Raw genomic sequence first — 24,386 nt, 5'->3', positions numbered from 1 at the left:
CATGGCCGCGTCCGCACAGAATCAGATCCCTGACAAGCCCATTCTCGAAGGTCTCGAAACGAAGTGGGATGCTGCCTGGGCAGAGCAGGGCACGTACCTGTTCGATCGCGTGCGTGCTGCTGAGCTCGGCCGCGAGGGTGTCTACTCGATCGACACGCCGCCGCCCACGGCATCCGGATCACTCCACATCGGTCACGTGTTCTCCTACACGCACACCGACGTCAAGGCTCGTTACGAGCGCATGCGCGGCAAGAGCGTCTTCTACCCGATCGGCTGGGATGACAACGGCCTGCCGACCGAGCGTCGTGTGCAGAACTACTACGGCGTGCGCTGCGACCCGACGCTCCCCTACGACGCAGATTTCGTCCCTCCCTTCAACGGCGATGCGAAGAGCCTCAAGGCCGCCGATCAGCTGCCGGTGAGCCGCCGCAATTTCATCGCGCTGTGCGAAGAACTCACCCTCGAAGACGAGAAGCAATTCGAAGACGTCTTCCGTCAGATGGGCCTCAGCGTCGACTGGACGCAGACGTACCGCACGATCTCCGATGAGACGATCCGCCAGAGCCAGCTCGGCTTCATCCGCAACCACGAACGCGGCGAGGCCTACCAGGCGCTCGCACCGACGCTCTGGGATGTCGACTTCCGCTCGGCGATCGCGCAGGCCGAACTCGAGGACCGCGAGCAGCCAGCCGCCTACCACCGCCTCGCCTTCCACAAGAGCGACGGCTCAGGCGACATTCACATCGAGACGACACGTCCTGAGCTGCTCGCCGCATGTGTCGCGCTCGTGGCACACCCCGACGATGAGCGTTACCAGCCGTACTTCGGCTCGACCGTTCGCACTCCCCTGTTCGACATCGAGGTACCAGTGCTCGCGCACCACCTCGCGCAGAAGGACAAGGGATCCGGCATCGCGATGGTCTGCACCTTCGGTGACGTCACCGACATGATCTGGTGGCGCGAACTCGACCTTCCGATTCGTGCGATCCTCGGCCTTGATGGTCGAGTGATCGCGGATGCGCCCGAGGCGATCATCTCGGATGCCGGACAGGCCGCGTACGCGGAGCTGGCAGGCAAGACGGTGTTCAGCGCCCGCAAGCGCATCGCCGAGCTTCTTGAGGAATCCGGTGAGCTGCTGGAGGTTTCCAAGCCCTTCAACCACGCCGTGAAGTTCTTCGAGAAGGGCGACCGCCCGCTCGAGATCGTCTCGACGCGCCAGTGGTACATCCGCAACGGTGCGCGCGATGAGAAGCTGCGCGACCAGCTCATCGAGCACGGCCGCGAGCTCGCCTGGCACCCGGACTTCATGCGCGTGCGCTACGAGAACTGGGTCGGCGGCCTGACCGGCGACTGGCTCGTCTCGCGTCAGCGCTTCTTCGGCGTGCCACTGCCCGTCTGGTACGGGCTGGATGAGAACGGTGACCGCGATTTCGACCGCGTGATCCTGGCCGATGCCGCATCTCTGCCGATCGATCCAACCGTGGACGTTCCTGCGGGATACACCGCCGAGCAGCGTGGCGTGGCCGGTGGCTTCGAGGCGGAGGTCGACATCCTCGATACCTGGGCTACATCGTCACTGACCCCGCAGCTGGCCGGCGGCTGGCAGCGGGACGAGGACCTGTGGAAGCTCGTCGCACCGTTCGACGTGCGCCCGCAGGGGCAGGACATCATCCGCACCTGGCTGTTCTCGACCATGCTGCGTTCCGCGCTCGAAGACGGCCGCACGCCGTGGAAGCACGCCTCGATTTCCGGCTTCATCGTCGACCCCGACCGCAAGAAGATGTCCAAGTCCAAGGGCAACGTGGTCACCCCGGCGGACATCCTTGAGAAGCACGGTTCGGATGCTGTGCGCTACTGGGCAGCCTCCAGCAGACTCGGCGTGGATGCCGCGTTCGACCCGCAGAACCCGACGCAGATGAAGATCGGCCGACGTCTGGCGATCAAGATCCTGAACGCTGCGAAGTTCGTACTGTCATTCCCCGTTCCCGAGGGCGCACAAGTCACGCACGCGCTGGATGCCTCGATGCTCGCCACGCTCGACGACGTCGTTGCGGATGCGACCAAGGCATTCGACGCGTTCGACCACGCGCGGGCTCTGGAAGTGACCGAGTCGTTCTTCTGGACGTTCTGCGATGACTACCTCGAGCTCGTGAAGGAGCGCGCCTACGACCAGACCGACGTCGGCCAGCCTTCTGCCGCTCTCGCACTGCGGATTGCCCTGTCGACGCTGCTTCGGCTGCTCGCCCCTGTCGTGTCGTTCGCGACGGAAGAGTCGTGGAGCTGGTTTGAATCCGGTTCGATCCACACCGCAGCGTGGCCAACCGCCGGCGACCTGGCCGGAGGCGACCCGTCGATCCTCACTGCCGCCAGTGCTGCGCTCATCGGCATCCGCCGCGCGAAGACGGAAGCCAAAGCTTCGCAGAAGACGCAGGTCGCACGTGCGGTGATCGCAGCTCCCGCCTCGACGCTTGCGGCTGTGCGCGCTGCAGCCGACGATCTTCGGGCGGTGGGCCGAATCGCCGAGCTCTCGTTTGTCGAGGGCGCCGAGCTGGCCGTCACCGAGATCGAGCTGGCTCCCGTCGAGGAAAGCTGATGCAGCTGGGTACGCGTTGGGCGGCAGGTGCAGATGCTCCGGCATCCGTTCCTGCCGTCCTGCGGCCGGCGATCGCGGAGGTGGAGGCACGCGGCCTCGAAGGGCACTGGACTCTCACCTGGCTGGAGGGCCGACCGATCGCGGAGCTGGATGCCGGGTGGGAAGTCTTCCTCACTGCATCCGGCGATGTCGTCGCCCGCCCATTCGAGGACTAATCAGCGCAGTCGCATGCCCATCTGCGCGAGCGCATGATCGGTTGCGCGCGGGTCTGGCTTGCTGGTCTGCTCGTCCTTGATCAACGCCAGCATCACTTCATGACGATCCTGTCGGCGCTCTGCGCGAGTGGTGGCCCATCGGGCCATCGCCGCAGCAAGTCGAATCGACGCGCGCTCGATAGTGTTCGCGCCACGCGGCACGGCGTAAGTACGGGTGACGGCTACTGCGCTCATGATGCGGACTCCTTTTTCGTTGTGAGGTTCTTGAGCGGGAAGATGTCGGCACGCACACTGACGCGTCTGACACCCGCCCCCTTCTGATTGCCGTACTTCTCTGTGGCCTCGTCCATGAGCGCTTCGATCTTCTCGCTGAGCTCGACCGTCTGCGCTGCAGTCATACTGATGCCGGTCGTCATTGACTTACTCGTGTCAGCCCACTCCGTTGTCTCCTTGTCGATGCGGCTTGTGAAAAACTCCATGAGCTCTTCGTGGCGCCGGCGAAGTGCTTCGGCAACGGCCACTTGGAGTGCTGCTTCACCGGCCGGCGAACCCTGCACTGCACGCGAGTCGTAGACGACGCCGCCAACCGGGCGCTCCCACCACCGCTCACGGCCGCTGCGGGCACCCTCAACCTCGCGAATGAGGTCGTGGCTTGCCAGGGAGCGCAGGTGATAGCTGGTCGCGCCAGATGACTCCCCCAGCATCTCGGCCAGAGTACTGGCAGTCTGCGGACCTTCCTGAGCGAGGATATCGAAGATCTGCACACGCAGCGGATGCGACAGCGCACGCAGGGCGCCGATATCCAGCACGCGTCGTTCAGCTGCGGTGGGGGTCTTCTCGTTCTCGGCCATAATGCAAAGATACCTTTGCAAAGAGATCTTTGCAAGTGTTTCTTTGCACTGGTGTGTCGATGCCGGGTCGTAGGCTCGATGTCATGACCGACGCTGTAAACCCGCTCCTGACGCCATCCGCTCTCCCCTACGCGCTGCCGGATTACGCGAACATCCGCCCGGAGCACTATCTCCCGGCATTCCAGGCGGCGTTCGAGGAGCACCTCGCCGAGATTCGGCGCATCACGATGGTGCGCTCGATGCCGACGTTCGAGAACACGATGGTGCCGCTCGAGCAGTCCGGCGACATGCTCGAGCGCGTTGCGCACGCGTTCTATACCGTGAGCTCGGCGGATGCCACGGATGAGATTCAGGCGATCGATGAGGAACTCGCGCCTCTCATGTCAGCGCACGACGACGCGATCCGCCTCGACGCGCAGCTCTTCTGGCGCGTCAAGACGTTGCACGAACGGTTGGATCAGCTCGAGCTCGATGCGGAGAGCGCCTACCTCGTGCAGCGGCATTTCCGAGAAATGACCCACGCCGGTGCCGGGCTCGATGATGAGGCGAAGCAGACTCTGACGGCGCTGAACCAGAAGCTGTCGACGCTCACCAACACCTTCGAGAAGAACCTGCTCGCGGACACGAATGATCTTGCGGTGTTCTTCGAAACCGCTGCGGAGCTCGAAGGGCTGACGGATGGCGAGCTGTCCGCCGCAGCCCGTGCCGCGACGGATCGTGGTCAGGCAGGCGGCTTCCTGATCTCGCTGCCGCTGTTCACCGGGCATCCGTATTTGGCATCCCTCACCAATCGTGCGAGCCGCCGGCGCATCATGGAGGCATCCCGCGTCCGTGCTGCGCGCGGGAACGCCAACGACAACCGTTCCGTACTGACCGAGATCGTCGCGCTGCGCGCCGAACGTGCGTCGGTGCTCGGATACTCGTCCCACGCGGCGTACGTCACGGCGGATGAGACGGCAAAAACAGCCGAAGCCGTATCTGACCTGCTGCACCGGCTCGCCCCGGCCGCGGCATCCAACACACGCGCCGAACAGGCCGCACTGCAGGCGATCATCGACGAGACCGAGCCGGCGCCCTTCACCCTGGAAGCCCACGACTGGGCGTTCTACACGGAGAAGGTGCGTACGGCGAAGTACGACATCGACACGGCGGCGCTTCGCCCCTGGTTCGAGGCCGAGCGGGTGCTGCAGGACGGCGTGTTCTACGCCGCGACCCAGCTGTACGGCGTGACGTTCGCCGAGCGTAACGACCTCGTCGCCTATCATCCTGGTGCTCGGGTGTTCGAAGTGCACAACTCCGATGGCAGCGCGCTCGGACTCTACGTTCTTGACCTGTACACGCGTGATTCCAAGCGCGGTGGTGCATGGATGAACCCGATCGTCAGCCAGTCCACCCTGCGCGGGACGGCTCCCGTCGTCGTCAACAACCTCAACGTGTCGCAGCCGGGCGACGGGCAGCCGACGCTGCTCACGCTCGATGAGGTGACGACCCTGTTCCACGAGTTCGGCCACGCACTGCACGGACTGTTTGCGACGGTCACGTACCCGCATTTCGCCGGGACGAACGTGTTCCGAGACTTCGTGGAGTTCCCGAGTCAGGTCAACGAGATGTGGATCCTCTGGTCAGAGGTGCTCGACAACTACGCGCGCCACTTCGAGACCGGAGAGTCGCTGGATGCTGCGATCGTGGAGCGCCTGCGTGCGACGGAGACGTTCAATCAGGGTCATGACACGAGCGAGTATCTCGCTGCGGCGTGGCTGGATCAGGCCTGGCATCGGGTCTCTGCAGATTCTGCTGTCGATGACGTCGCGGCATTCGAATCGGCGGCACTCGCGGAGATCGGGCTCGACAACCCGGCTGTTCCGACACGCTACTCCTCGACGTACTTCGCGCACGTGTTCTCCGGCGGCTACAGCGCCGGCTACTACTCGTACATCTGGAGCGAGGTGCTTGATGCCGACACCGTGGAATGGTTCCGCGAGAATGGCGGGCTCACCCGCGAGAACGGTGACCGCTTCCGCGCTCGCCTGCTCGGCGTGGGCGGGTCGAAGGATCCCCTCGAGGCATACCGCGACTTCCGCGGCTGCGACGCCGACATCGCGCCGTTGCTGAAGCGCCGCGGGCTCGACGGCTGATGCATCTCGAGCGGCTCAAGACCATCAGCCGTGCGTTCGACGCACGGTCGGCGACCTATGACGACAGTACGATGCATCGTGAGCTCGCGTCCGCTGTCGCCGATTTTGCCGAGCTGACAGAGGTCGAGGGGGCTCGCTGCGCAAGACGCACACGTACCCGACCGACCACCTACCGTTCGAGTCGCTGGAGCTACTGACAGCGACGGCCGCCGCTCACCAGTTCACGATCGCCCGATCCATGACCTGGTCGGACGACGTGGACAAGTTACTCATCGCCGAGTGGGTGAGGCAGTGATATCATTAGCGCATTCTGATATCACTGTGAGGTGAGCAACTGTGTCCGCGATCACGATCCGCAATCTGTCGGAGGAGACTCACCGCGCGTTGAAAGCTCGCGCAGTCGGCAACCAGCGCAGCACAGAAGCCGAAGTACGCGCGATCCTCGATTCCGCGGTTGCCCCGCGCGCAAAGCTCGGGACTCTCCTCACTGATATTGGCCTGAGCGTGGGCGGAGTCGATCTCGACTTCGATCGCGGCGCTGAAGATCGCGACCCGCTCGACCTGTCATGATCCTGGTCGATACGAACGTGATCGCCGAGCCGATGCGCAGCGCACCGAATCCTGCTGTCGCGGATTGGTGGGACAGACAGGATCCGACAACGCTTCATCTGAGCACGATCTCACTCGCTGAGATCCGCTATGGGATCGCCCTTCTTCCAGACGGGCATCGTCGCTCCCAACTCCACGAACGATTCGAAACCGAGTTACTGCCCCACTTCGCGGGTCGCATCATCGGCTTCGATGACGCGGCCAGTCTTCGCTATGCCAGGCTCAGAGCCGACGCGCGACGACAAGGAATCGTGATCGCGGCTCTTGACGGGCTCATCGCAGCCACTGCCTCCGCACACCAACTGTCGATCGCGACGCGCGATGTCACGCCGTTCTTTGCTGCGGGCCTGCATGTGATCAATCCGTTCGAGCTTTGATCACGTCCTACTCCAGACCTGGCACCCAATCACTCACCAAACGAGCCCAGCACGTCGAGTAGACGCGGCACGATCAAAGCGCCGTCCATGATCTCCCGGTCCCCCAGGGGGGAATCCAGCTCGACTGTGAACGGCGTCGGCGGGTTGCTCTGGCACGTCGCCGCACCGTCATCGTCCGGTCGCACGGCGATTTGGACGATCACCGCGTCCTCGGTCTCCTCCAGGGCGATCAGTTCGACCCGGCCTGCCGCATCCATCCCGCTGTTGCAGGCGCGCTCGGTGACGAGCAGAGCCAGCTCAGTAGCGTCGGGAACCGGCAGCGCGGCCCGATCAAGGTTCACCTCGGCCGGCGTGAGCGGCGCGGGGTCGATTGCGAGCGCGCACGATGCACTGCTCGTGAGCATCCACCTAGCCTCTCCTGTCGCCGGCAGGTCACCCACGTTCTCGAACACGCGTACGTCGTGGTCCGCACCGCTGTCATCGATCGCGTCATACGGGCGGAGGACGGTGATGCTCGTGGGGCTCTCGGTTGTCACCACCCACTCGCTCAGATTTTCTGGTGCGACGCTGGTGCCCAAGTCATCGACGACGGAAGCGAGCGCGGCTGCGGCGTCGCCGGTGAGCTCGTCGGCGCGCACATCGGCGTCGTATCGCGCTACGTCGACTGGGCGGCCATTGCACTCGTAGGCGACGGCGGACTCGTCCGGTGCGCTGGTCGGAGGGGGCGAGCCTGCCGTGTCGCCCGCGCAACCGGCGCAGGCCAGCAGCGAAAGCAGCACACTGGCTGAGACAAGCAACTGCGAACGAAAAGCTCTCATGCCAGTAAGTGTCCCACCGCAGGCATTCGTCTCACACGCGTGCGTTCGCACCCCACCGCGACGGTGGGCCCTACGTCCTGCTGAGCGCACAAAGTCGGCTACTCCGCACGCACCGAGCGACTGCCCAGTAGGACATAGCTGACGCCAAGTAGCCCGCTGAGCACCAGCAGACCGGCGCCGATCAACGGCGTTGCTGTCCAGAACCAGCTGATTCCAGTCTCGGAGAAGTTGAAGCCCACGGACAGCAAGAGTGCGAGAATCGCAGCCACCAGGAGCATCGACCGGCCACGTGTCGTTTGACGGATCATTTCAACGTCCCCTCGCTATTGCGCCCGACTCTACTCCAGGCCTGGTCACATTCGAAGAGTCTGCGGTGGATGCGCAATCCACTGCGCCGACGCGGAGAGCAGCCCGAGCTCCCGCGCGAAGTCGCGCATCCGCGTCGCCATCTCCTGCGGCACCTCTGCGACGGTGAAATGCCCGCCCTCCGGCAGCCGATCAAAAGAGCGCAGGTCGCGGTAGAAGCTCCGAGCGACACTCTCCGGATAATCATGTTCGTGCCGCTGGATCGCGACCGCCGCCGGCACCTCGACGGGCGCTATTTGCTCATCGTCGCCGGTATCGAAGTATCGCCTGAACGAGGTGGCGATGCTTTGCGTGGCCCAATAGATCATCGCCTCGGTGATGATGCGGTCCCGCGAGATTCTGCGCTCAAACGTCTCCGGCTGACTCGTCGGGGTATCACTCCATTCCACGAGCTTCTCCGCGATCCACGCGATGAGGCCCGCTGGCGAATCGTTCAGCCCCGCGGCCAAAGTGTCAGGGCGGGTGCCCTGCACATGACCGTAAGCGCCGTCCGGCCCATCGCTCACCGCCAACCGGTCGAAGAACGCTCGTGCTTCTGGATCTTCGGTGGCCGCACGCTCATCGTCCGTGCCGAAATGCGAATGCGTCGCAAGAATCCCCTGCACCTGGTCGGGATACGACGACGCGATCAGGTCGCTCACATTGGCTGAGATGTCCTCGCCGTAAGTGAGATACCGCTCATAGCCGAGCGCGTCGGTCATCAGCGTGTGCATCAGTCGAGCCATCACGCCCTCTGTCATCGTTCCGGCGTACGGCGCGGAGAACGCAAACCCAGGCATGCTCGGAACGATCACGTGGAAATCCGGAAGTAGCCGGGCGAACTCGAGCTGGAGCGCGAAGGTGTGCGGCCATCCGTGCATCACCAGCAGCGCCGGAGCATCAGCTCGTTCAGATCGCAGATGGACGAAGTGGACGTCGGTGCCGTCGACCTCGGTGATGAATTGCGGATGCTGGTTCAGCCATTCCTCGCGTGCACGCCAGTCGAACTCGGCCCAGGATTCGACGAGCTCTCGCAGGTATACCGCCGACATCCCCGTCTCCGGGCGTCGCGGCGAGTCGGGCAGCAGGCGCGAATGCGAGAGCCGCTCGCGCACGTCCACGATGATGTCGTCAGGGATCGAGATCTGGAAGCTTCGCATAGCGTCACTGTAGAGCGCACGTCAGACACCGTGCTCCGAAGTCTGGCCCCTCACAGGAACGGCGCGGTGTACAGCCGCACACTGCATCCCAGTTCACCCGGCTCAAGCGAGATTCGATCAAACGATGCGCGGAACACCACCCCGTCGGCATCTCGCACCATCACGACACAGTCGCGCACGGCCGCGATGCCTACGGCGGCAACCAGTTCGCCGTCTGCCGTCGACGTCACTTCGACGGTGACGTCTACCTCGGGGAATGCGTCGCGAAGCTCGTCTGAAGCACTCTGTGCATCAGACTGCAGCAACACCGCTTCCATCATTTCGGCCGTGTCGGCGGGAAGCGCAGGCTTCGGGGTAGCCGTCGGCGCGGGCACGCTCTGCGGTAACTCATCGCAGTCAATCTCTTCGCGTTGTACCTCGGCGTACAGCGTCAGCGTGAATCGGTAACAGCGCTCGACTGTTCCCGCTGAGTTCCACGGCCCGAAAACCTCTTGAGATCTCTTCGCCTCCACATCCGACCTGATCCGGATGTCGATGATCGCTTCATCACCGGCTTCCGTCGACCCACTCCACCGCACTGGCTGAACTTCTGTCGAAGTCGACCGAAAACGTTCGCCTGCGATGCTTTCCGCGTCGGTCACTTCCGTCTGATAGCCGAAGGCACTCGTGAACGCGTCCGCAGTTGCGACAACGCGTTTCTCCGCAATGGCGTCTCCGTCTTGGGAAGCGGCCACGTCGACGCTGATCACGACCGCGATCGCAGCGACAGCGAAAATGCACACGCAACCGATCAGAACCAGGATCTTGAAAACCCTCATGCTGATCGTATGGCGCCTACGCGCTCTTACGCTTGCGCTCCAGCACGATAGTCGGTGCCGCGCCATCATCGACAGCCGCACGCGTGACGATGACCTTTTTCACGTCTTCGGCAGACGGAATCTCGAACATGATCGGACCGAGCACGTCTTCAAGGATCGCGCGCAGGCCACGTGCACCCGTCTTGCGATCCACGGCGAGGTCGGCGATCGATCGGAGCGCGTCTTCTTCGAACTCGAGCTCTACACCGTCGATCTCGAACATGCGCTGGTACTGCTTCACCAGAGCGTTGCGAGGAGCGGTGAGAATCTCCATCAGCGCATCCTGATCCAGCGGAGAAACCGACGCGACGATAGGCAGCCGCCCGATGAACTCCGGGATCAGACCGAACTTGTGCAGGTCTTCAGGAAGAACCTCGCTGAACAGGTCGAGATCCTTGGTCTTGTCGTGTAGCGGGGCACCGAAGCCGATACCGTGCTTTCCGACACGCGACGAGACGATATCTTCGAGACCGGCAAAGGCCCCCGCCACGATGAACAACACGTTCGTCGTATCGATCTGCAGGAACTCCTGGTGCGGGTGCTTGCGACCGCCCTGCGGCGGAACAGACGCAACCGTGCCTTCAATGATCTTCAGCAGCGCCTGCTGCACGCCCTCACCGGAGACGTCACGAGTGATCGAAGGATTCTCGGCCTTGCGGGCGATCTTGTCGATCTCGTCGATGTAGATGATGCCCTGCTCGGCGCGCTTCACATCGTAATCCGCAGCTTGGATGAGCTTGAGGAGGATGTTTTCCACATCCTCACCGACGTATCCGGCCTCAGTCAACGCCGTGGCATCTGCCACTGCGAACGGGACGTTCAGCCGCTTCGCCAATGTCTGGGCGAGGTAAGTCTTGCCACAACCGGTCGGACCGATGAGCAGAATGTTGCTCTTTGCGATCTCGACTTCTTCGGCCTTCTGCTCGGCGAGCTGAAGCGTGCCATGCGCGCGGACGCGCTTGTAGTGGTTGTAGACCGCAACGGCAAGAGACCGTTTCGCAGGCTCTTGCCCGACCACGTACTCCTCGAGGAACGCGAAGATCTCGCGTGGCTTGGGCAGATCAAAGTCAGCGACGCCGTCGGCGGAGGACTCCGCCATCCGCTCTTCGATGATCTCGTTGCACAACTCGACGCATTCGTCGCAAATGTACACACCGGGGCCAGCGATGAGCTGCTGCACCTGTTTCTGGCTCTTTCCGCAGAACGAGCACTTAAATAGGTCAGCGCTTTCACCGATTCGGGCCATGCGCGTCCTCCTTGGGGAGTCTGAGAAACTCCTTCGAGCCTAACCGCTCCCTCAGACGCTGAGCCGCATTGGCGCGGCTCAGGCCGGATCCCGTCAGCTCAGATCAGCTCGAGTCAGATCAAGCTCTTGGTGTGCCACACCGTCTTGGTCTCGGTGAAGGCTGCGATCCGCTCCGGCGACGCCGTCACTTCACCCGGCGTGAGCACGCGCTTGAGCGTGTCGGCCGCAGCGATTTGCATGTCCACCCATTCGAGAGCACCGGCTCCTGCCAGATCGAGCGCGTTGACGTCAGCGTGCGACGCGAGCCACGGTGCGATCTCGGCGGGCGATCCGGTGATCACATTCACCACTCCCCCCGGCACATCGCTCGTGGCGAGCACCTCGGCAAGACTGATCGCCGAAAGCGGATGCTGCTCGCTGGCCACCACAACCACTGTGTTACCCGCCACAAGCGCGGGGGCAACGACGGAGACCAGACCGAGCAGTGCGGAGTCCTGCGGTGCGACGATCGCCACGACGCCGGTCGGCTCAGGCACCGAGATGTTGAAGTACGGACCCGATACCGGGTTGGCATTGCCGGCGACCTGGGCGTACTTGTCGCACCAGCCCGCGTACCAAACCCACAGATCGATGGCGTCATCGACCTGTGTGCCGGCCGCGGCAGCAGAAACACCCTCCTGCGCCACGATCTCGTCGATGAACTGCGCACGCCGCCCCTCGAGGACCTCGGCGACCCGGTACAACACCTGGCCACGGTTGTATGCCGTCGCTCCTGACCAGCCCTTCACGGCCGAGCGGGCTGCCACCACGGCATCCCGAGCATCCTTGCGAGAGCCCTTCGCCGCGTTCGCGAGGAACGCACCCTTGGCGGAGAGCACCTCGTATGTGCGGCCAGACTCGCTGCGGGGGAACTTTCCGCCGATGGCGAGCTTGTACGTCTTCGGAACAACAAGTCGCTTGCTCATGCTGATGCCCCCTTCAGGTAGGCGGTGAGACCGTGTCGGCCGCCCTCGCGGCCATATCCGGATTCCTTGTAGCCACCGAACGGGCTGGCCGGGTCGAAACGGTTGAACGTGTTCGCCCAAATGACACCGGCACGCAACTGGTCGGCGACGGCGAGTATGCGCGAGCCCTTGTCGCTCCAGATGCCCGCCGACAGCCCGTATGGCGTGTTGTTCGCCTTGGCAATGGCCTCGGCAGGTGTACGGAAGGTCAGCACGGAGAGCACGGGTCCGAAGACCTCATCACGGGCGATGCGATGGGATGCTTCGACACCGGTGAAGATCGTCGGCGCGAACCAGAAGCCCTTCTCAGGGATGGCGCAGTCGGCCGTCCAGCGCTCGGCACCTTCAGCCTCGCCGATGTCGCTCAGCTCGTGGATACGAGCCAGCTGGGCGGCGGAGTTAATCGCACCAATATCGGTGTTCTTGTCGAGCGGGGCTCCCAGACGCAATGTGGAAAGACGCGACTTCAGGCGATCGATGACCTCGTCATGGATCGATTCCTGAACCAGCAGACGACTGCCGGCACAGCACACGTGCCCTTGGTTGAAGAAGATGCCGTTGACGATGCCTTCGACGGCCTGGTCGATCGGCGCGTCATCGAAGACGATGTTCGCGGCCTTCCCGCCCAGCTCGAGAGTGACCTTCTTCTTGGTTCCGGCAACGGCACGCGCGATGTCGCGGCCAACGCCTGTCGAGCCAGTGAACGCGACCTTGTCGACGTCAGGGTGACGCACGAGAGTTGCGCCAGTGGAACCTGCGCCGGTGACGATGTTCACGACACCGGCGGGCAGCTCTGCCTGCTGCAGGATCTCAGCGAAGATCAGCGCGGTCAGCGGCGTGGTCTCGGCGGGCTTGAGCACAACCGTGTTGCCCGCGGCGAGGGCCGGTGCGATCTTCCACGCCAGCATCAGCAGCGGGAAGTTCCACGGGATGATCTGCCCCGCGACACCCAGCGCACGAGGGTTTGCACCCAGGCCCGCGTAGTCGAGCTTGTCTGCCCAACCGGCGTAGTAGAAGAACCAGGATGCGACCAGCGGAACGTCGACGTCGCGGCTCTCCTTGATCGGCTTGCCGTTGTCGAGGCTCTCTGCGACAGCGAGTTCGCGAGCGCGCTCCTGCACGAGCCGGGCGATGCGGAAGAGGTACTTTCCGCGATCGCGGCCGCTCATCTTCGACCAGACCTTGTCGTACGCGCGGCGGGCGGCCGCGACGGCGCGGTCGATGTCTTCATCGTTGGCGCCGGCGATCTCAGCGATGTGCGACTCATCCGAAGGTGAGATCGTGTTGAAGCTGGGGCCAGAGCCGTCGACGAACTCGCCGTCGATGAACAGACCGTAGCTGTCGCGCAGGTTCAGGATCGCCTTGGATTCAGGCGCTGGGGCATATTCCAGGAATGACATGTTTCTGTTCCCTTTAGTCGATCGTGACGTAGTCGGGGCCGGAGTAGTGGCCGGTGGTCAGCTTCTGACGCTGCAGCAGAACATCGTTGAGCAGACTCGAAGCGCCGAAGCGGAACAGATGCGGCTGCAGCCATTCCTCGCCGACGGTTTCTGCGACGGTGACGATGTACTTGATTGCGTCCTTGGACGTGCGGATGCCGCCGGCGGGCTTAACACCGATCTTCTCGCCGGTGTCACGGTGCCAGTCGCGCACAGTCTCGAGCATGAGCAGCGTCGTCGGCAGTGTGGCGGCCGGCTGCACCTTGCCGGTAGAAGTCTTGATGAAGTCACCGCCGGCGAGGATGCCCAGCCAGGAGGCGCGCTTGATGTTGTCGTACGTGTTCAGCTCACCCGTCTCAAGGATCACCTTGAGGGAGGCGGAGCTGCCGTCGGCGCGACGGCAGGCTTCCTTCACCGCGGCGATCTGATCGAAGACCATGCCATAGCGACCGGAGAGGAACGCACCTCGGTCGATGACCATATCGATCTCGTCGGCGCCGGCGGCGACCGCCTCCGCCGTGTCAGCGAGTTTGATGGCGAGCGAGGCGCGACCGCTGGGGAATGCAGTCGCAACGGCGGCGACCGAGATCTTGCCGTCGTCTGGGTCACCATGAACGCTACCCAGCGCCTCAACGGCGTAACCGACCATGTCGCCGTACACGCAGACAGCCGCGACGAGCGGAGTGGACTGATCTGACGCATCCGGAGTCTTCGCCTTGGCAACGAGCGAGCGCACCTTGCCGGGAGTATCCGCACCCTCGAGCGTGGTGAGGTCGATCAGCGAGATGATCTTGTCGATCGCCCAGGCCTTCGATGTCGTCTTGATTGAGCGTGTGCCGAAGCTGGCAGCACGCTGCTCGAGGCCTGTGGCATCTACACCGGGAAGTCCGTGCAGGAAGCGACGCAGCGTGGCGTCATCGGGCTCTCCGCCCAGCACATCCACCGCAGAGCGGCGGGAGAGTTCTTGGGTTGTCATCGTTCCTCCAACAATGCTCGGGCTGTGGTCTCATCGGTCACCAGAACGCTGCACAGGCCGCTGTTGACGACTGTACGCGCGATGTCGTGTTTCGCGGCCCCAGCAGTGACGAAGATCGCCTGCGCAGCGCTGCGCAATCGTTCAAGGCTCACCCCGACGGTGCGTGCGTCGAGCTGCGGATCGACGATGTTGCCGTCGGCGTCGATGTAGCGGCCGAGTACGTCCCCGACGGCGCCTCGGCGCGCGAGTTCCTCGACGTCAGCAGGCTTCAAGTATCCGTTCTCGACGTGCGCCGAGGTCGCGTCGGCCGGGCCCGCCGAGTAAAGATAGGTCTGCGCATCCGCGGCCTGTTCCAAGACGGCGGAGACGGTTCGATCCGCCTCAATCGCCTGTTTCGTTTCCGCACGTTCCAAAATGGCGGGGCTGGGAAGAAGCGTCGCCTGCCCGCCAGCGCGCTGAGCGATGGTCATGGCCAGGCTCGCCGCTCCCCCTGAGCGACGGTTCAGGCTTACGCCCCCGTTGAGCTGCACAACAGTCACGCCACTGGCCCAGCCGTCCGGCAGAGCCTCTGCGACGGCGGTGAGGGTACGTCCCCAGCTCACAGCGAGCGTGCGCGGCACTGGGCGAAGCGCTGCGAGATGATCGGCCGCTGCCTGTGCGACGCGGTCGAGGGTGTTGCTCTCATCGTCTGGAACCGGAACGACGATGACGTCGGCAAGGCCGAATCGCTGGGCGAGTTCACGCTCAAGACCCAGTCGGCGAGCACGAGGATGCACGATCTCGATACGGACGATGCCGACATCGCGTGCATAGGTGAGCAGTCGCCCGACCTTCCATCGCGAAATCTTCAGAAGTGCACCGATCTCGTCCTGCGTCTTGCTCTCGTCGTAATAGAGCTCGGCAACACGGACCGCAAGCAGATCATCGTCCACGGCATCCTCCTCTCGTGCCCAGAATACGCGTGAACACGCACTCGCGCACGTTCTTGCGCATATGAGCACCGGATGCGCGTCACCCTGCGCATCCGCGGCTCCGCGGGCGGCTCGACGCGTCGTTTAGGCGAGCGCTTCGTGCGGAGATGTGCAGCAAGTTCGGACGTTTTCGCGGGATTCCTCCGAGCCAAGCGCACTTCTCCGAGCCAAGCGCACACCGCAACTAGGAACGACGAAGGGCGGCAGTCAGATGACTGCCGCCCTTCGAGGAGTGGATGCTAGACGCGCTTGCGCGAGGTCAACACCTGGTCGACGATGCCGTACTCAAGAGCCTCGGCCGCAGAGAGGATGTTGTCGCGATCGATGTCGCGGTTGACCTTCTCAACGGGCTGACCGGTGTGCTTGGCCATGGTCTCTTCGAGCCAGGTGCGCATACGGAGGATCTCCGCAGCCTGGATCTCGATGTCGGACGCCTGCCCCTGGCCAGCCTCGCCCATTGCGGGCTGGTGGATCAGGACTCGGGCGTTCGGCAGTGCGAGACGCTTGCCAGGAGCGCCGGCGGCGAGCAGCACGGAGGCCGCGGATGCAGCCTGTCCCAGCACGACGGTCTGGATCTGCGGCGCGACGTACTGCATCGTGTCGTAGATCGCCGTCATCGCGGTGAATGAACCACCGGGCGAGTTGATGTACATCGTGATGTCACGCTCGGCGTCCTGGCTCTCCAGAACCAGGAGCTGGGCCATGACGTCGTCGGCGGATGCGTCGTCAACCTGTACGCCGAGGAAGATCACGCGGTCTTCGAAGAGCTTGTTGTACGGGTCCTGGCGCTTGAAACCGTATGCGGTGCGCTCCTCGAACTGCGGGAGAATGTACCGGCTGGAGGGCAGGTTGCCTGCGGATTGGAAAGTAGGCGTGTACATATGAGTCCTTTCGAATCCGTTACTTGTTGTCCTGATCGGTTCCGCCGCCACCAATGACGTCGGAAGCCGATTCGCGGATGTGGTCGACAAAGCCGTACTCAAGCGCCTCATCAGCCGTGAACCATCGGTCGCGGTCGCCATCCTCGTTGATCTGCTCAACCGACTTGCCGGTCTGGCCTGCGGTGATCTCCGCAAGACGCTTCTTCATAGAGAGGATGAGCTGTGCCTGCGTCTGGATGTCGCTCGACGTTCCGCCGAAGCCACCGTGCGGCTGGTGCAGCAGCACGCGCGCGTTCGGTGTGATGTAGCGCTTGCCCTTGGTGCCGGCGGTCAGCAGAAGCTGGCCCATGGATGCTGCCATGCCGATGCCGACGGTGACGATGTCGTTCGGCACGAACTGCATCGTGTCGTAAATCGCCATACCCGCGGTGATCGAGCCACCGGGTGAGTTGATGTAGAGGAAGATGTCCTTTTCCGAGTCTTCTGCGGCGAGAAGAAGAATCTTCGCGCAGATCTCGTTAGCGTTTGCGTCGCGCACCTCTGATCCCAGCCAGATGATGCGGTCCTTCAGCAACCTGTCGAAGACGCTCGTCGCGACGAGTGGTTCTGCAGCCATTTCAGCTCCTGTTTCCGTGTTCGGTGATTCGAATCTACCGGCGCAGACGCGGCGCTCAGGCCGTGTTCGCCGTCGGCATATCAGCGCGCCGTGCGCAGTTCACGGGCGTACGCCGCCACGGAGCTCCGGTACTGCGGGAGGAACGGTGCCAGTGTCTCCAGCGCGACTGACGCAGCGGTCACGGCATCGCCCGCAGAGACGAGTGCCAACGCGTAGAACGCCGACGCCGCGTCAGCGAGCTCTCCACCGCGCTCGCGCTCCTCCTTCAGCATCTGCAGGCCCTCTTCGATACGCCCGAGATTGCGCAGCGTACTGGCGAGCTGGATAGTTGCCTGAGCGCGACGAGACTCGTCGAGACCGCCTGCCAACGCGCGCCTGTAGTAGGACACCGCCGCGTTCTCCAGCCCCGCCGAGTCGCGCGCTCCCGCGCGCTCGAACAGCGCTATTGGATCGTCGACAGCTCGTTCAGTAGCGAGTTCGTCGATGCGGCGTATCCGCGCATCATCGGCGACCGCATCATCCGCCCAGACGGCGTCGACTCGTTCCTGCCAGTCGCTCATTTTCCTCCTCATACGCGAAAAGGCGGATGCCGAAGCATCCGCCTTTTCGTCAGAATCGCGTCGCGATCACTCAGCCTTGTCGGCAGCCTTCTTGGCCGGAGCCTTCTTGGCGGCCGGCTTCTTGGCGGGAGCCTTCTTCTCAGCAGGTGCCTCAGCAGCAGCCTCAGCGTCGTCTGCCTTCTCAGCGTCGTCAGCCTTCTTGGCGGCGGGCTTCTTGGCCGGAGCCTTCTTCGCGGGAGCCTTCTTCGCAGGCTTCTCCTCGACGGCGGCCTCGGCTGCCTCATCCTCGTCGTCGACAGAGACCAGGCTCGACAGGTCAACGGGCTTGCCGTTGGTGTCGACAACCTTGACCTTGCCGAGGGTGATCGCGAGTGCCTTGTTGCGAGCAACCTCGCCGGCGAGTGCCGGGAGCTGGTTCGACGACTGCAGAGCCTCGACGAACTCCTGCGGTGCCATGCCGTACTGCGCAGCAGACTGGATCAGGTACTGGCTGAGCTCTTCCTGCGAGACCTGCACGTTGGCCTGTTCGGCGATCGTGTCAAGCAGCACCTGCGTGCGGAACTGCTTCTCGCTGGCAGTGGTGACCTCGGCGCGGTGCTCGTCGTCCTCCAGGCGGTTCTCGCCTTCAAGGTGGGTGTGCACTTCGTCTTCGATGAGCTGCGGCGGGACGGGAATGTCGATCATCTCGAGCAGCGCCTCGATGAGCTTGTCGCGAGCCGCAGAGCCCTGCGAGAAGACGGCCTGCTCGTTCACGCTCTCGGCGAGGCTGTCGCGCAGCTCTGCGATCGTGTCGAACTCGCTGGCGACCTGAGCGAAGTCATCATCGGCCTCGGGAAGCTCGCGCTCCTTGACTGCCTTGACGGTGACCGCAACTTCAGCCTCGGAACCGGCGTTGTCGCCGCCGACCAGCTTCGAGCGGAAAGTGGTGTCTTCACCGGCGGTGAGCGACTCAATAGCGTCATCGATGCCCTCGAGCAGCTCGCCGGAGCCGACCTCGTAGGAGACGCCATCGGCGCGGTCAATCTCGGCGCCATCGATCGTGGCAACCAGGTCGAGCTCAACGAAGTCACCCTTGGCTGCCGGACGGTCAACCAGGATCAGCGTGCCGAAACGAGCGCGCAGCTTGTCCAGCTCAGCGTCAAGTGCTGCCTCATCGGCTTCGACCGCGTCAACTGTCAGCGTGACCTCGTCGAACGAGGGAATCTCGATCTCGGGACGAACGTCAACCTCAACCTCGACGAGCAGGTCGCCGGAGAAGTCCTTCTCGTTGGGCCACACCTTGATGTCAGCCGAGGGACGACCGACGATACGCAGGTTGTGCTCACGAGCTGCCTCGCGGAAGAAGGTGTCGAGGCCCTCGTTGACGGCGTGCTCGATGACGGCGCCGCGACCGATGCGCTGATCGATGATCGGAGCAGGAACCTTGCCCTTACGGAAGCCGGGGATCTGGACGTCCTGTGCAATGTGCTCATACGCGTGAGCGATGCTGGGCTTGAGGTCGTCCGGGGTGACCGTGATGCTGAGCTTGACCCGGGTCGGGGTCAGCTTCTCGACGGTGCTATTCGCCATGCTTGGTGTTCTCCTTTGGATTTCCGCGCGACGGCGCGGCCGTGAGGTTTTAGGGGGCCGTTGTCGGGGCGACAGGATTTGAACCTGCGACTTCCCGCTCCCAAAGCGGGCGCTCTACCAAGCTGAGCTACGCCCCGGTCGGTCCCGCGTACGGGAACGGCCTCGACGAGTCTAACGGACGGGAGCCGTCTCAACGTCCGCTATGCTTGTGAAGTCCGTTATCGAACCTTTGGTTTCGTTTCGGGGCTGTAGCTTAGTGGTAAAGCCTCTGTCTTCCAAACAGATGATGCGAGTTCGATTCTCGTCAGCCCCTCCACCTCTTCTTCGGGAGGATGCGCCGTGACACAGTCACCAGCAATCCCGAGTTCCACCCGCCGTCGCGTGTTTTACGCGGCCATTGGCATCGTTGCGCTCGGCATCGCATGCACCGCCATTCAGCTGACAGCGAATCTCAGCTACGACGACGCGCTCCTCAATTTCGAATCTCTCGCAGAGGATGCCGAACACAGCCACTCAGCGCTTGTGAACGAGATCAGCACTTTTGATGCCGCCATCGATTCCGCTGACAGCATCACAGTGAGCGCCAGCACACATCTGATGGATGCCTCACTGAAAGAGGAACTCGTCGTGGTACTCCGTGACGCGGAGTCGACCACGGCGCAGCTCACCGCGGTCACAGAGCAGCAAATTCCCCAGGCTGTAGCCAAACAAGAGTGGGCATGGGAATTGTTCGGCGCCACGGCGCAGCTCAACGCCGATCGCGAGACAGCCACCCGACTCATCGCGAGTTTCGATTCGGCAAGCAACGATGCGGCCAGCGCCGTGAGCGCACTGGAAGATGCAGGATCCGCTGCACTGACGTCGGCGGCCACGGCGGCAGAAGCGTTCGAGTCTGAGCACGTCTCCGCCCGGAATCCTGACATCGTTGCGCTTCGAGTCGCGGCGCAGCAGGTCCTGGATGCCGCAGACACGCTGGACAGCACCGCATCCGCGGCGTACTCCGATCTGGAGAACGCCGCCGTCCAGATGCTGGCATCAGAGCATGCGGAACTCTTCGAGAAGGCAGGACCGCTCAACGACTCGCGCATCGAAGTTGAGGCGTTTGCCCGCAGCCTCGCCCCTGGCCTACTTCTCGATTTCGACTGGTCACCGCTGGTGAATGACTTCGGCCATGGCGACAGCATGGGCGGCTATGCGACCTGGTGGTTCGACGGCCCCGGCTACGCGAACATCGAACTGTCGAACTCCGTGGCCGAGTACTGGCCGAGCGATCGCAGCAAGGCCCTTGTCGCGCACGAAGTGGGTCACGCGATCAGTGTGAGGTGCGACGGCATGTACGACGACTCATCCCAGGAAAACATCGAGGACTGGGCAACCGCCTGGGCGATCAGCATGGGTTATCTCAGCGCTTCCAACGGGACAGCCTCGTACGGCGCTCCCCCGCAGGAGCTCATTGATGCAGCGGCGGGTTGTCGATGAGCTTTATGCACATGAATAGATATAGTACCTCTTAAGCTATCCTGATCAAAGGGGCCGCAGCTTACCGCGAGCGTGTCTGCAAAGGGCGTATGACCCACACGTCCGCAACGGAGGGGGATTCGACTATGGAAAGTTCACGCAGAAACAAGATTTACGCGGTTCTCGCAGGTGGCCTCGTTCTCGGAGTCGGCGCAGCTGTGACGCTTGCTGCTTGGAACGATTCGGAATTCGCGACCGTCGACTTCGCGGCCGGCTCCTTCGTGTTCCAGGGATCGACAGACGGTACGACCTTCACCGATCATGCGTCCGAAGCAGGGGCGGCAGATCTGACGTTCTCAGCCGACTTCACCAACCTGAGTCCGAATGACGTCGTCTACACGCCGTATGCTTTGAGCCTCGTCGCCTCAACCTCTGCAACCTTAACCGAGGTGGCGCCCGTCGTGACCGGTACGCTCGACGGAGACTTGACGTTCGCTTCGGTTTCGACCACCGCCTTCGGATGCGATGAAGCGGCATTCGCCGGCGGAACCGCCGTGCCGACGACCATCGCTGAGACCGACGTCATCTACCTCTGTCTCCAGGTCACCGCCGCCGACACAATCGGACAGGGCGAAACGGGCACTGCCCTCTGGCAGTGGGACGCCGTCTCCGAGTAGTTCCGATGGCTGTGAGCAGACGCACCGCACGGCGCGTCCGACACCACCGTGTGCGCTCTCTTCGAGTGCGCGCGGTGCTGGCCGGCGCGCTCGTGCTCGGCGTCGGCGGCTCAGCGACGCTGGCCGCGTGGACCGATCAGGAGTATGCGTCGACACAGATCACCGCCGGCACATTCTCCATCGTGTCGCGAACGGCGGATGCGACGACGTTCGCGCCCCATGACACCGCCGCGAGCGCGGTGACACTGCCGCTCAACGCGACGAACCTGTACCCGGGGCAGACTCGGGCGGCCTGGATTCAGATCACGACTGTAGGGACCGTTCCCGGCACCGTGCAGTTGACCGGCGTGAGTGCGCCGGTGAATGATTCGCGCGGGACGGAGCTCAGCAATGCACTGAGCGTGCGCATCGTTGCGACGACCACGACGAGCGGCGCAGTTCCGGTGTGCACGACCGGAACGACGGGTGGTGTCGTCTACACAGGCATCAGCAATGTGCCGGCTTTGACCGCGCAAGCGCTCCTGCCCAATGGGACCAACTTCGTGAATTATTGCGTGATCGTCACATTGCCAACGGCAGCCGCTACCGGAGCACAGGGCGGAGTCGTGACACCGACATGGACGTTCACCGGGACGACCGGGTGATGCAACGATGAATGCGACATCAACAGCGGCGAGAGTGGGGAAGATCCTCCGCGAGGTTCTTCTCACCCTCGCCGCCGTCGGGGGTGTGATCTGCATCCTGCTGACAGTCCTCGCGTTCACTGGTGGCTTCTCGTTGATCATGTTCAAGACTGGTTCCATGTCGCCGACGATCCCGGCGGGTTCCGTTGCGCTGGTTCAGAAGGTTCCGGCATCCGACATCGCAGTGGACGACATCGTCACCGTCGACCGACCAGCAGCCTTGCCCGTGACCCACCGGGTCACCTCCGTCAAAGCCGGCAGCACGCCCGATGCGCGCATCATCACGATGCGTGGCGATGCCAATGATGCCGAGGATCCCGCGCCGTACATCGTCAAGGATGTCCGCATGGTACGTGGATCTGTCCCATATCTTGCCCACGTGATCGTCTGGTTCGGGAACCCGATCGTACTCGGGGCGTTGACTATCGGCGCCGCTGTGCTGGTCACCTGGGCGTTCTGGCCGAAGGATTCGAAGCGCCGTGTCGAGCCAGACGACGTCGAAGACGACGACCAGCCGCAGGATGAAGCGCTCGACCGCCCCAGGACACGCAGAGAACTGCGCGGTGCGCGTGTTCTCAGTGCCGTGATTTTGCTGGCGTCCGGCGTGGGCTATGGCACGCTTAACGCTCCCCCAGCGCATGCCGTAGACGTACTGTCGATGAGTTCGGACCTCTCCGGCACGCAATACCTCAGCCCGGCGGATCCCCTGTATTGGCATATTGACGTCGACGCGGGTGCGGCGCCGGAAGACGGCACACTCATGATCGCGCTTTCCGGCACGAGCACGGCACCGGACGTGGAAATCGTCGCTGAGGTCAGGTCGTGTGCCGTGCCGTGGGTCGCGAACGATTGCTCCAGCGGTGAGACGCTGCTGCGCGAGACCGCACAGGTCGATCTGAACCGATCGTGGGAACAATTGCTGGAATCCGCCACCCCTGCGATCGCTCACCTCCGTGTAGCGCTGACCTCGCCGACGATGGGAGCTGCGCAGCACTCCGCTTCGCTCACGGTCCGCGCCAACGCAGCGGGCGAAACGGCGGAAGAAGACCTCAACGGTGAACCTGACCTGCCGCCGACCGGCGGAACCTCCTGGGCGATCTTCGCCGCTCCTGCTGCGATCGTCGTTGGCCTGGGCATCGCCCTGATGGTGCGCGCGGGAAGGAAGAAGTCATGAGGCAACGGCGCAGCGTGCGCATGGGCGTCGCAGCAATTGGCGTGCTGGCGCTGATCACCGTCGGTTCCGTACGCTCCGCGCCGACGGAAGCGGCGTGGACCGAGCCGGAGTACGCGAAGAGCAACTCCATAACCGCCGCGACGTTGCCCGCACCGAACATCACTTTTTGCCAAGCAGGAAGTGTGCTCGGCCTTCTAATTACAAGCATCTCGTTTCGCTGGACATCAACCGAACCGCTCGCAGCGCAACGGCACTTTCTCAACGATATTCCCGGAACTTTGACGCCGACCGTGTCCGGTCCTGTGAACGGTGTTTATACGTATTCGGTCACATACTCGCAGGCGCTTCTGGAAACCGTGCTGTCGCTGCTGGCCTCACAAGTCCGGATCAGCGTCGCGACAGTAGCCGGCACGAACTGGTCATCCTCACGGACGAACTGGGTTGCCCGCAAGATTCTTCTGGGCACGGAATGCGTCTCTTCCTAGCCCGGCCAAACGACGAAACCGCCACGACCAGTAGGTCGCGACGGTTTCGTCAGAATTCAGAAAGCGTGATTCAGGCCTGTCCGCGACGCTCGCGAACCTGAGTGAGAGCATCCTCAAGAAGCTGAACAGCTTCGCCGTCCGTACGACGTTCCTTCACATATGCGAGGTGCGTCTTGTACGGCTCGTTCTTCGAGAGCGCCGGCGGGTTCGCCTTGTCTCGACCGGCCGGGAGTCCCGACTGCGGGTGATCGATCGTCTCCGGGATCTCCTCTTCGGGGAGACCGGCGGCGAAATAGCGAACCGTCTCGTTGCCGAGTCCATCCCAGTAGGAAACCGCGATGCGGTCGGCGTGGTAGCCGTGGTCCTGCTCGCCCATCGGACCGGAACCGACACGGGTTCCGCGGATGGCGCTGCCTCCAGAAGCCATGGTCAGATCACCTCAAGTTTCGTGATGAGCCCCAGCGCGACGATGGAGATAAACCATACGAGCGCCAGGACGATGGTGAAACGGTTGAGGTTTCGCTCCGCGAGACCGGATGAACCGGCCGAAGTAGTCATGCCTCCCCCGAACATGTCGGAAAGACCGCCGCCGCGGCCCTTGTGGAGAAGGATGAGGAGAGTCAGCAGAATGCTGGTGATGCCCAGCACGACCTGCAGGACGAACTCAAGAATTGCCACGAGGGAGAG

At 63.3% G+C, this 24,386-nt stretch carries 27 protein-coding genes and 2 tRNA genes; 11 read left to right on the top strand and 18 right to left on the bottom strand.

What is annotated here, in order from left to right; translation table 11 throughout:
* The first annotated feature begins 1 nt into the window (after position 1).
* Positions 2-2,593, top strand: a complete 2,592-nt coding sequence (valS, locus tag ACSU04_RS00310) for a valine--tRNA ligase (RefSeq protein WP_439288072.1) — start codon at positions 2-4, stop codon at positions 2,591-2,593.
* On the top strand, positions 2,593-2,808 hold the full coding sequence (locus tag ACSU04_RS00305; RefSeq protein ID WP_439277897.1) for a hypothetical protein: 216 nt from the start codon (positions 2,593-2,595) through the stop codon (positions 2,806-2,808). Before valS ends, ACSU04_RS00305 begins: the two co-directional genes overlap by 1 nt.
* On the opposite strand, the gene ACSU04_RS00300 is transcribed toward ACSU04_RS00305, so the two are convergent.
* Entirely contained in the window at positions 2,809-3,042 is a 234-nt protein-coding gene (locus ACSU04_RS00300) for a hypothetical protein (RefSeq protein WP_439288071.1), read from the bottom strand.
* On the bottom strand, positions 3,039-3,659 hold the full coding sequence (locus tag ACSU04_RS00295; RefSeq protein ID WP_439288070.1) for an ArsR/SmtB family transcription factor: 621 nt from the start codon (positions 3,657-3,659) through the stop codon (positions 3,039-3,041). The genes ACSU04_RS00300 and ACSU04_RS00295 overlap by 4 nt, the downstream gene beginning before the upstream one ends.
* A gap of 83 nt (positions 3,660-3,742) precedes the next feature.
* Here ACSU04_RS00295 and ACSU04_RS00290 point away from each other — a divergent pair, with 83 nt between their 5' ends.
* From ACSU04_RS00290 to ACSU04_RS00280, 3 genes are all read left to right on the top strand, one after another.
* The gene (locus tag ACSU04_RS00290; protein WP_439288069.1) at positions 3,743-5,794 is read left to right on the top strand and encodes a M3 family metallopeptidase; all 2,052 of its coding nucleotides are present in this window, start codon (positions 3,743-3,745) and stop codon (positions 5,792-5,794) included.
* 336 nt (positions 5,795-6,130) lie between these two features.
* Positions 6,131-6,364, top strand: coding sequence for a FitA-like ribbon-helix-helix domain-containing protein (locus ACSU04_RS00285; protein WP_439288068.1), 234 nt, complete (start codon positions 6,131-6,133; stop codon positions 6,362-6,364).
* Positions 6,361-6,780 carry a type II toxin-antitoxin system VapC family toxin gene (locus ACSU04_RS00280; protein WP_439277892.1) on the top strand — a complete coding sequence of 140 codons (420 nt, stop codon included), beginning with the start codon at positions 6,361-6,363 and terminating at the stop codon, positions 6,778-6,780. Before ACSU04_RS00285 ends, ACSU04_RS00280 begins: the two co-directional genes overlap by 4 nt.
* A gap of 29 nt (positions 6,781-6,809) precedes the next feature.
* Here ACSU04_RS00280 and ACSU04_RS00275 read toward each other — a convergent pair whose 3' ends face one another.
* The 14 genes from ACSU04_RS00275 to ACSU04_RS00210 form a co-directional block, all read right to left on the bottom strand.
* Positions 6,810-7,598: a hypothetical protein gene (locus ACSU04_RS00275; RefSeq protein ID WP_439288067.1), complete on the bottom strand. Its 789-nt coding sequence runs from the start codon at positions 7,596-7,598 to the stop codon at positions 6,810-6,812.
* Positions 7,599-7,696: 98 nt separating this feature from the next.
* Positions 7,697-7,906: a hypothetical protein gene (locus tag ACSU04_RS00270; RefSeq protein ID WP_439288066.1), complete on the bottom strand. Its 210-nt coding sequence runs from the start codon at positions 7,904-7,906 to the stop codon at positions 7,697-7,699.
* Positions 7,907-7,951: 45 nt separating this feature from the next.
* Entirely contained in the window at positions 7,952-9,103 is a 1,152-nt protein-coding gene (locus ACSU04_RS00265) for an epoxide hydrolase family protein (RefSeq protein ID WP_439288065.1), read from the bottom strand.
* A 50-nt stretch (positions 9,104-9,153) separates the two neighbouring features.
* Positions 9,154-9,921 (bottom strand): hypothetical protein, encoded by a 768-nt coding sequence (locus ACSU04_RS00260; RefSeq protein ID WP_439288064.1) that lies wholly within the window; start codon positions 9,919-9,921, stop codon positions 9,154-9,156.
* A 16-nt stretch (positions 9,922-9,937) separates the two neighbouring features.
* Positions 9,938-11,206: an ATP-dependent Clp protease ATP-binding subunit ClpX gene (clpX, locus tag ACSU04_RS00255; protein ID WP_439277887.1), complete on the bottom strand. Its 1,269-nt coding sequence runs from the start codon at positions 11,204-11,206 to the stop codon at positions 9,938-9,940.
* Positions 11,207-11,319: 113 nt separating this feature from the next.
* Entirely contained in the window at positions 11,320-12,171 is an 852-nt protein-coding gene (locus tag ACSU04_RS00250; protein ID WP_439277886.1) for an aldehyde dehydrogenase family protein, read from the bottom strand.
* Complete coding sequence (locus ACSU04_RS00245) at positions 12,168-13,610, bottom strand: aldehyde dehydrogenase family protein (protein ID WP_439288063.1); 1,443 nt, start codon at positions 13,608-13,610, stop codon at positions 12,168-12,170. Before ACSU04_RS00245 ends, ACSU04_RS00250 begins: the two co-directional genes overlap by 4 nt.
* Before the next feature lie 13 nt (positions 13,611-13,623).
* The gene (gene deoC / locus ACSU04_RS00240; RefSeq protein WP_439277884.1) at positions 13,624-14,625 is read right to left on the bottom strand and encodes a deoxyribose-phosphate aldolase; all 1,002 of its coding nucleotides are present in this window, start codon (positions 14,623-14,625) and stop codon (positions 13,624-13,626) included.
* Positions 14,622-15,557, bottom strand: coding sequence for a sugar-binding transcriptional regulator (locus ACSU04_RS00235; RefSeq protein ID WP_439288062.1), 936 nt, complete (start codon positions 15,555-15,557; stop codon positions 14,622-14,624). The genes deoC and ACSU04_RS00235 overlap by 4 nt, the downstream gene beginning before the upstream one ends.
* 278 nt (positions 15,558-15,835) lie before the next feature.
* Positions 15,836-16,477: an ATP-dependent Clp protease proteolytic subunit gene (locus ACSU04_RS00230; protein ID WP_439277882.1), complete on the bottom strand. Its 642-nt coding sequence runs from the start codon at positions 16,475-16,477 to the stop codon at positions 15,836-15,838.
* A 19-nt stretch (positions 16,478-16,496) separates the two neighbouring features.
* Positions 16,497-17,093 carry an ATP-dependent Clp protease proteolytic subunit gene (locus ACSU04_RS00225; protein ID WP_439277881.1) on the bottom strand — a complete coding sequence of 199 codons (597 nt, stop codon included), beginning with the start codon at positions 17,091-17,093 and terminating at the stop codon, positions 16,497-16,499.
* An 80-nt stretch (positions 17,094-17,173) separates the two neighbouring features.
* Positions 17,174-17,653 carry a tetratricopeptide repeat protein gene (locus ACSU04_RS00220; RefSeq protein ID WP_439288061.1) on the bottom strand — a complete coding sequence of 160 codons (480 nt, stop codon included), beginning with the start codon at positions 17,651-17,653 and terminating at the stop codon, positions 17,174-17,176.
* 66 nt (positions 17,654-17,719) lie between these two features.
* Complete coding sequence (gene tig, locus ACSU04_RS00215) at positions 17,720-19,222, bottom strand: trigger factor (protein WP_439288060.1); 1,503 nt, start codon at positions 19,220-19,222, stop codon at positions 17,720-17,722.
* A 63-nt stretch (positions 19,223-19,285) separates the two neighbouring features.
* Positions 19,286-19,359, bottom strand: a tRNA-Pro gene (locus ACSU04_RS00210).
* Positions 19,360-19,464: 105 nt separating this feature from the next.
* On the opposite strand from ACSU04_RS00210, the gene ACSU04_RS00205 reads away from it, so the two are divergent.
* The 6 genes from ACSU04_RS00205 (at position 19,465) to ACSU04_RS00180 (ending at position 23,699) form a co-directional block, all read left to right on the top strand.
* A tRNA-Gly gene (locus ACSU04_RS00205) sits at positions 19,465-19,538 on the top strand.
* Between the two features lie 23 nt (positions 19,539-19,561).
* Positions 19,562-20,701, top strand: a complete 1,140-nt coding sequence (locus ACSU04_RS00200; protein ID WP_439288059.1) for a hypothetical protein — start codon at positions 19,562-19,564, stop codon at positions 20,699-20,701.
* 125 nt (positions 20,702-20,826) lie between these two features.
* Positions 20,827-21,357 carry a SipW-dependent-type signal peptide-containing protein gene (locus ACSU04_RS00195; protein WP_439277877.1) on the top strand — a complete coding sequence of 177 codons (531 nt, stop codon included), beginning with the start codon at positions 20,827-20,829 and terminating at the stop codon, positions 21,355-21,357.
* Between the two features lie 5 nt (positions 21,358-21,362).
* Positions 21,363-22,001 (top strand): SipW-dependent-type signal peptide-containing protein, encoded by a 639-nt coding sequence (locus ACSU04_RS00190; RefSeq protein ID WP_439288058.1) that lies wholly within the window; start codon positions 21,363-21,365, stop codon positions 21,999-22,001.
* A 7-nt stretch (positions 22,002-22,008) separates the two neighbouring features.
* Complete coding sequence (locus tag ACSU04_RS00185; RefSeq protein WP_439288057.1) at positions 22,009-23,214, top strand: signal peptidase I; 1,206 nt, start codon at positions 22,009-22,011, stop codon at positions 23,212-23,214.
* Positions 23,211-23,699, top strand: a complete 489-nt coding sequence (locus ACSU04_RS00180; RefSeq protein ID WP_439288056.1) for a hypothetical protein — start codon at positions 23,211-23,213, stop codon at positions 23,697-23,699. The genes ACSU04_RS00185 and ACSU04_RS00180 overlap by 4 nt, the downstream gene beginning before the upstream one ends.
* Positions 23,700-23,769: 70 nt before the next feature.
* Here ACSU04_RS00180 and ACSU04_RS00175 read toward each other — a convergent pair whose 3' ends face one another.
* Positions 23,770-24,126, bottom strand: coding sequence for an RNA polymerase-binding protein RbpA (locus ACSU04_RS00175; protein WP_439277873.1), 357 nt, complete (start codon positions 24,124-24,126; stop codon positions 23,770-23,772).
* 2 nt (positions 24,127-24,128) lie between these two features.
* The gene (gene secG / locus ACSU04_RS00170; protein ID WP_439277872.1) at positions 24,129-24,377 is read right to left on the bottom strand and encodes a preprotein translocase subunit SecG; all 249 of its coding nucleotides are present in this window, start codon (positions 24,375-24,377) and stop codon (positions 24,129-24,131) included.
* Positions 24,378-24,386: the final 9 nt, after the last annotated feature.

The sequence above is a fragment of the Microbacterium sp. A84 genome, from assembly GCF_051842815.1.
Classification (GTDB): Bacteria; Actinomycetota; Actinomycetes; order Actinomycetales; family Microbacteriaceae; genus Microbacterium.
Note: the sequence above shows the minus strand (reverse complement) of the source record. Positions and strands in the feature narration are given on the sequence as shown.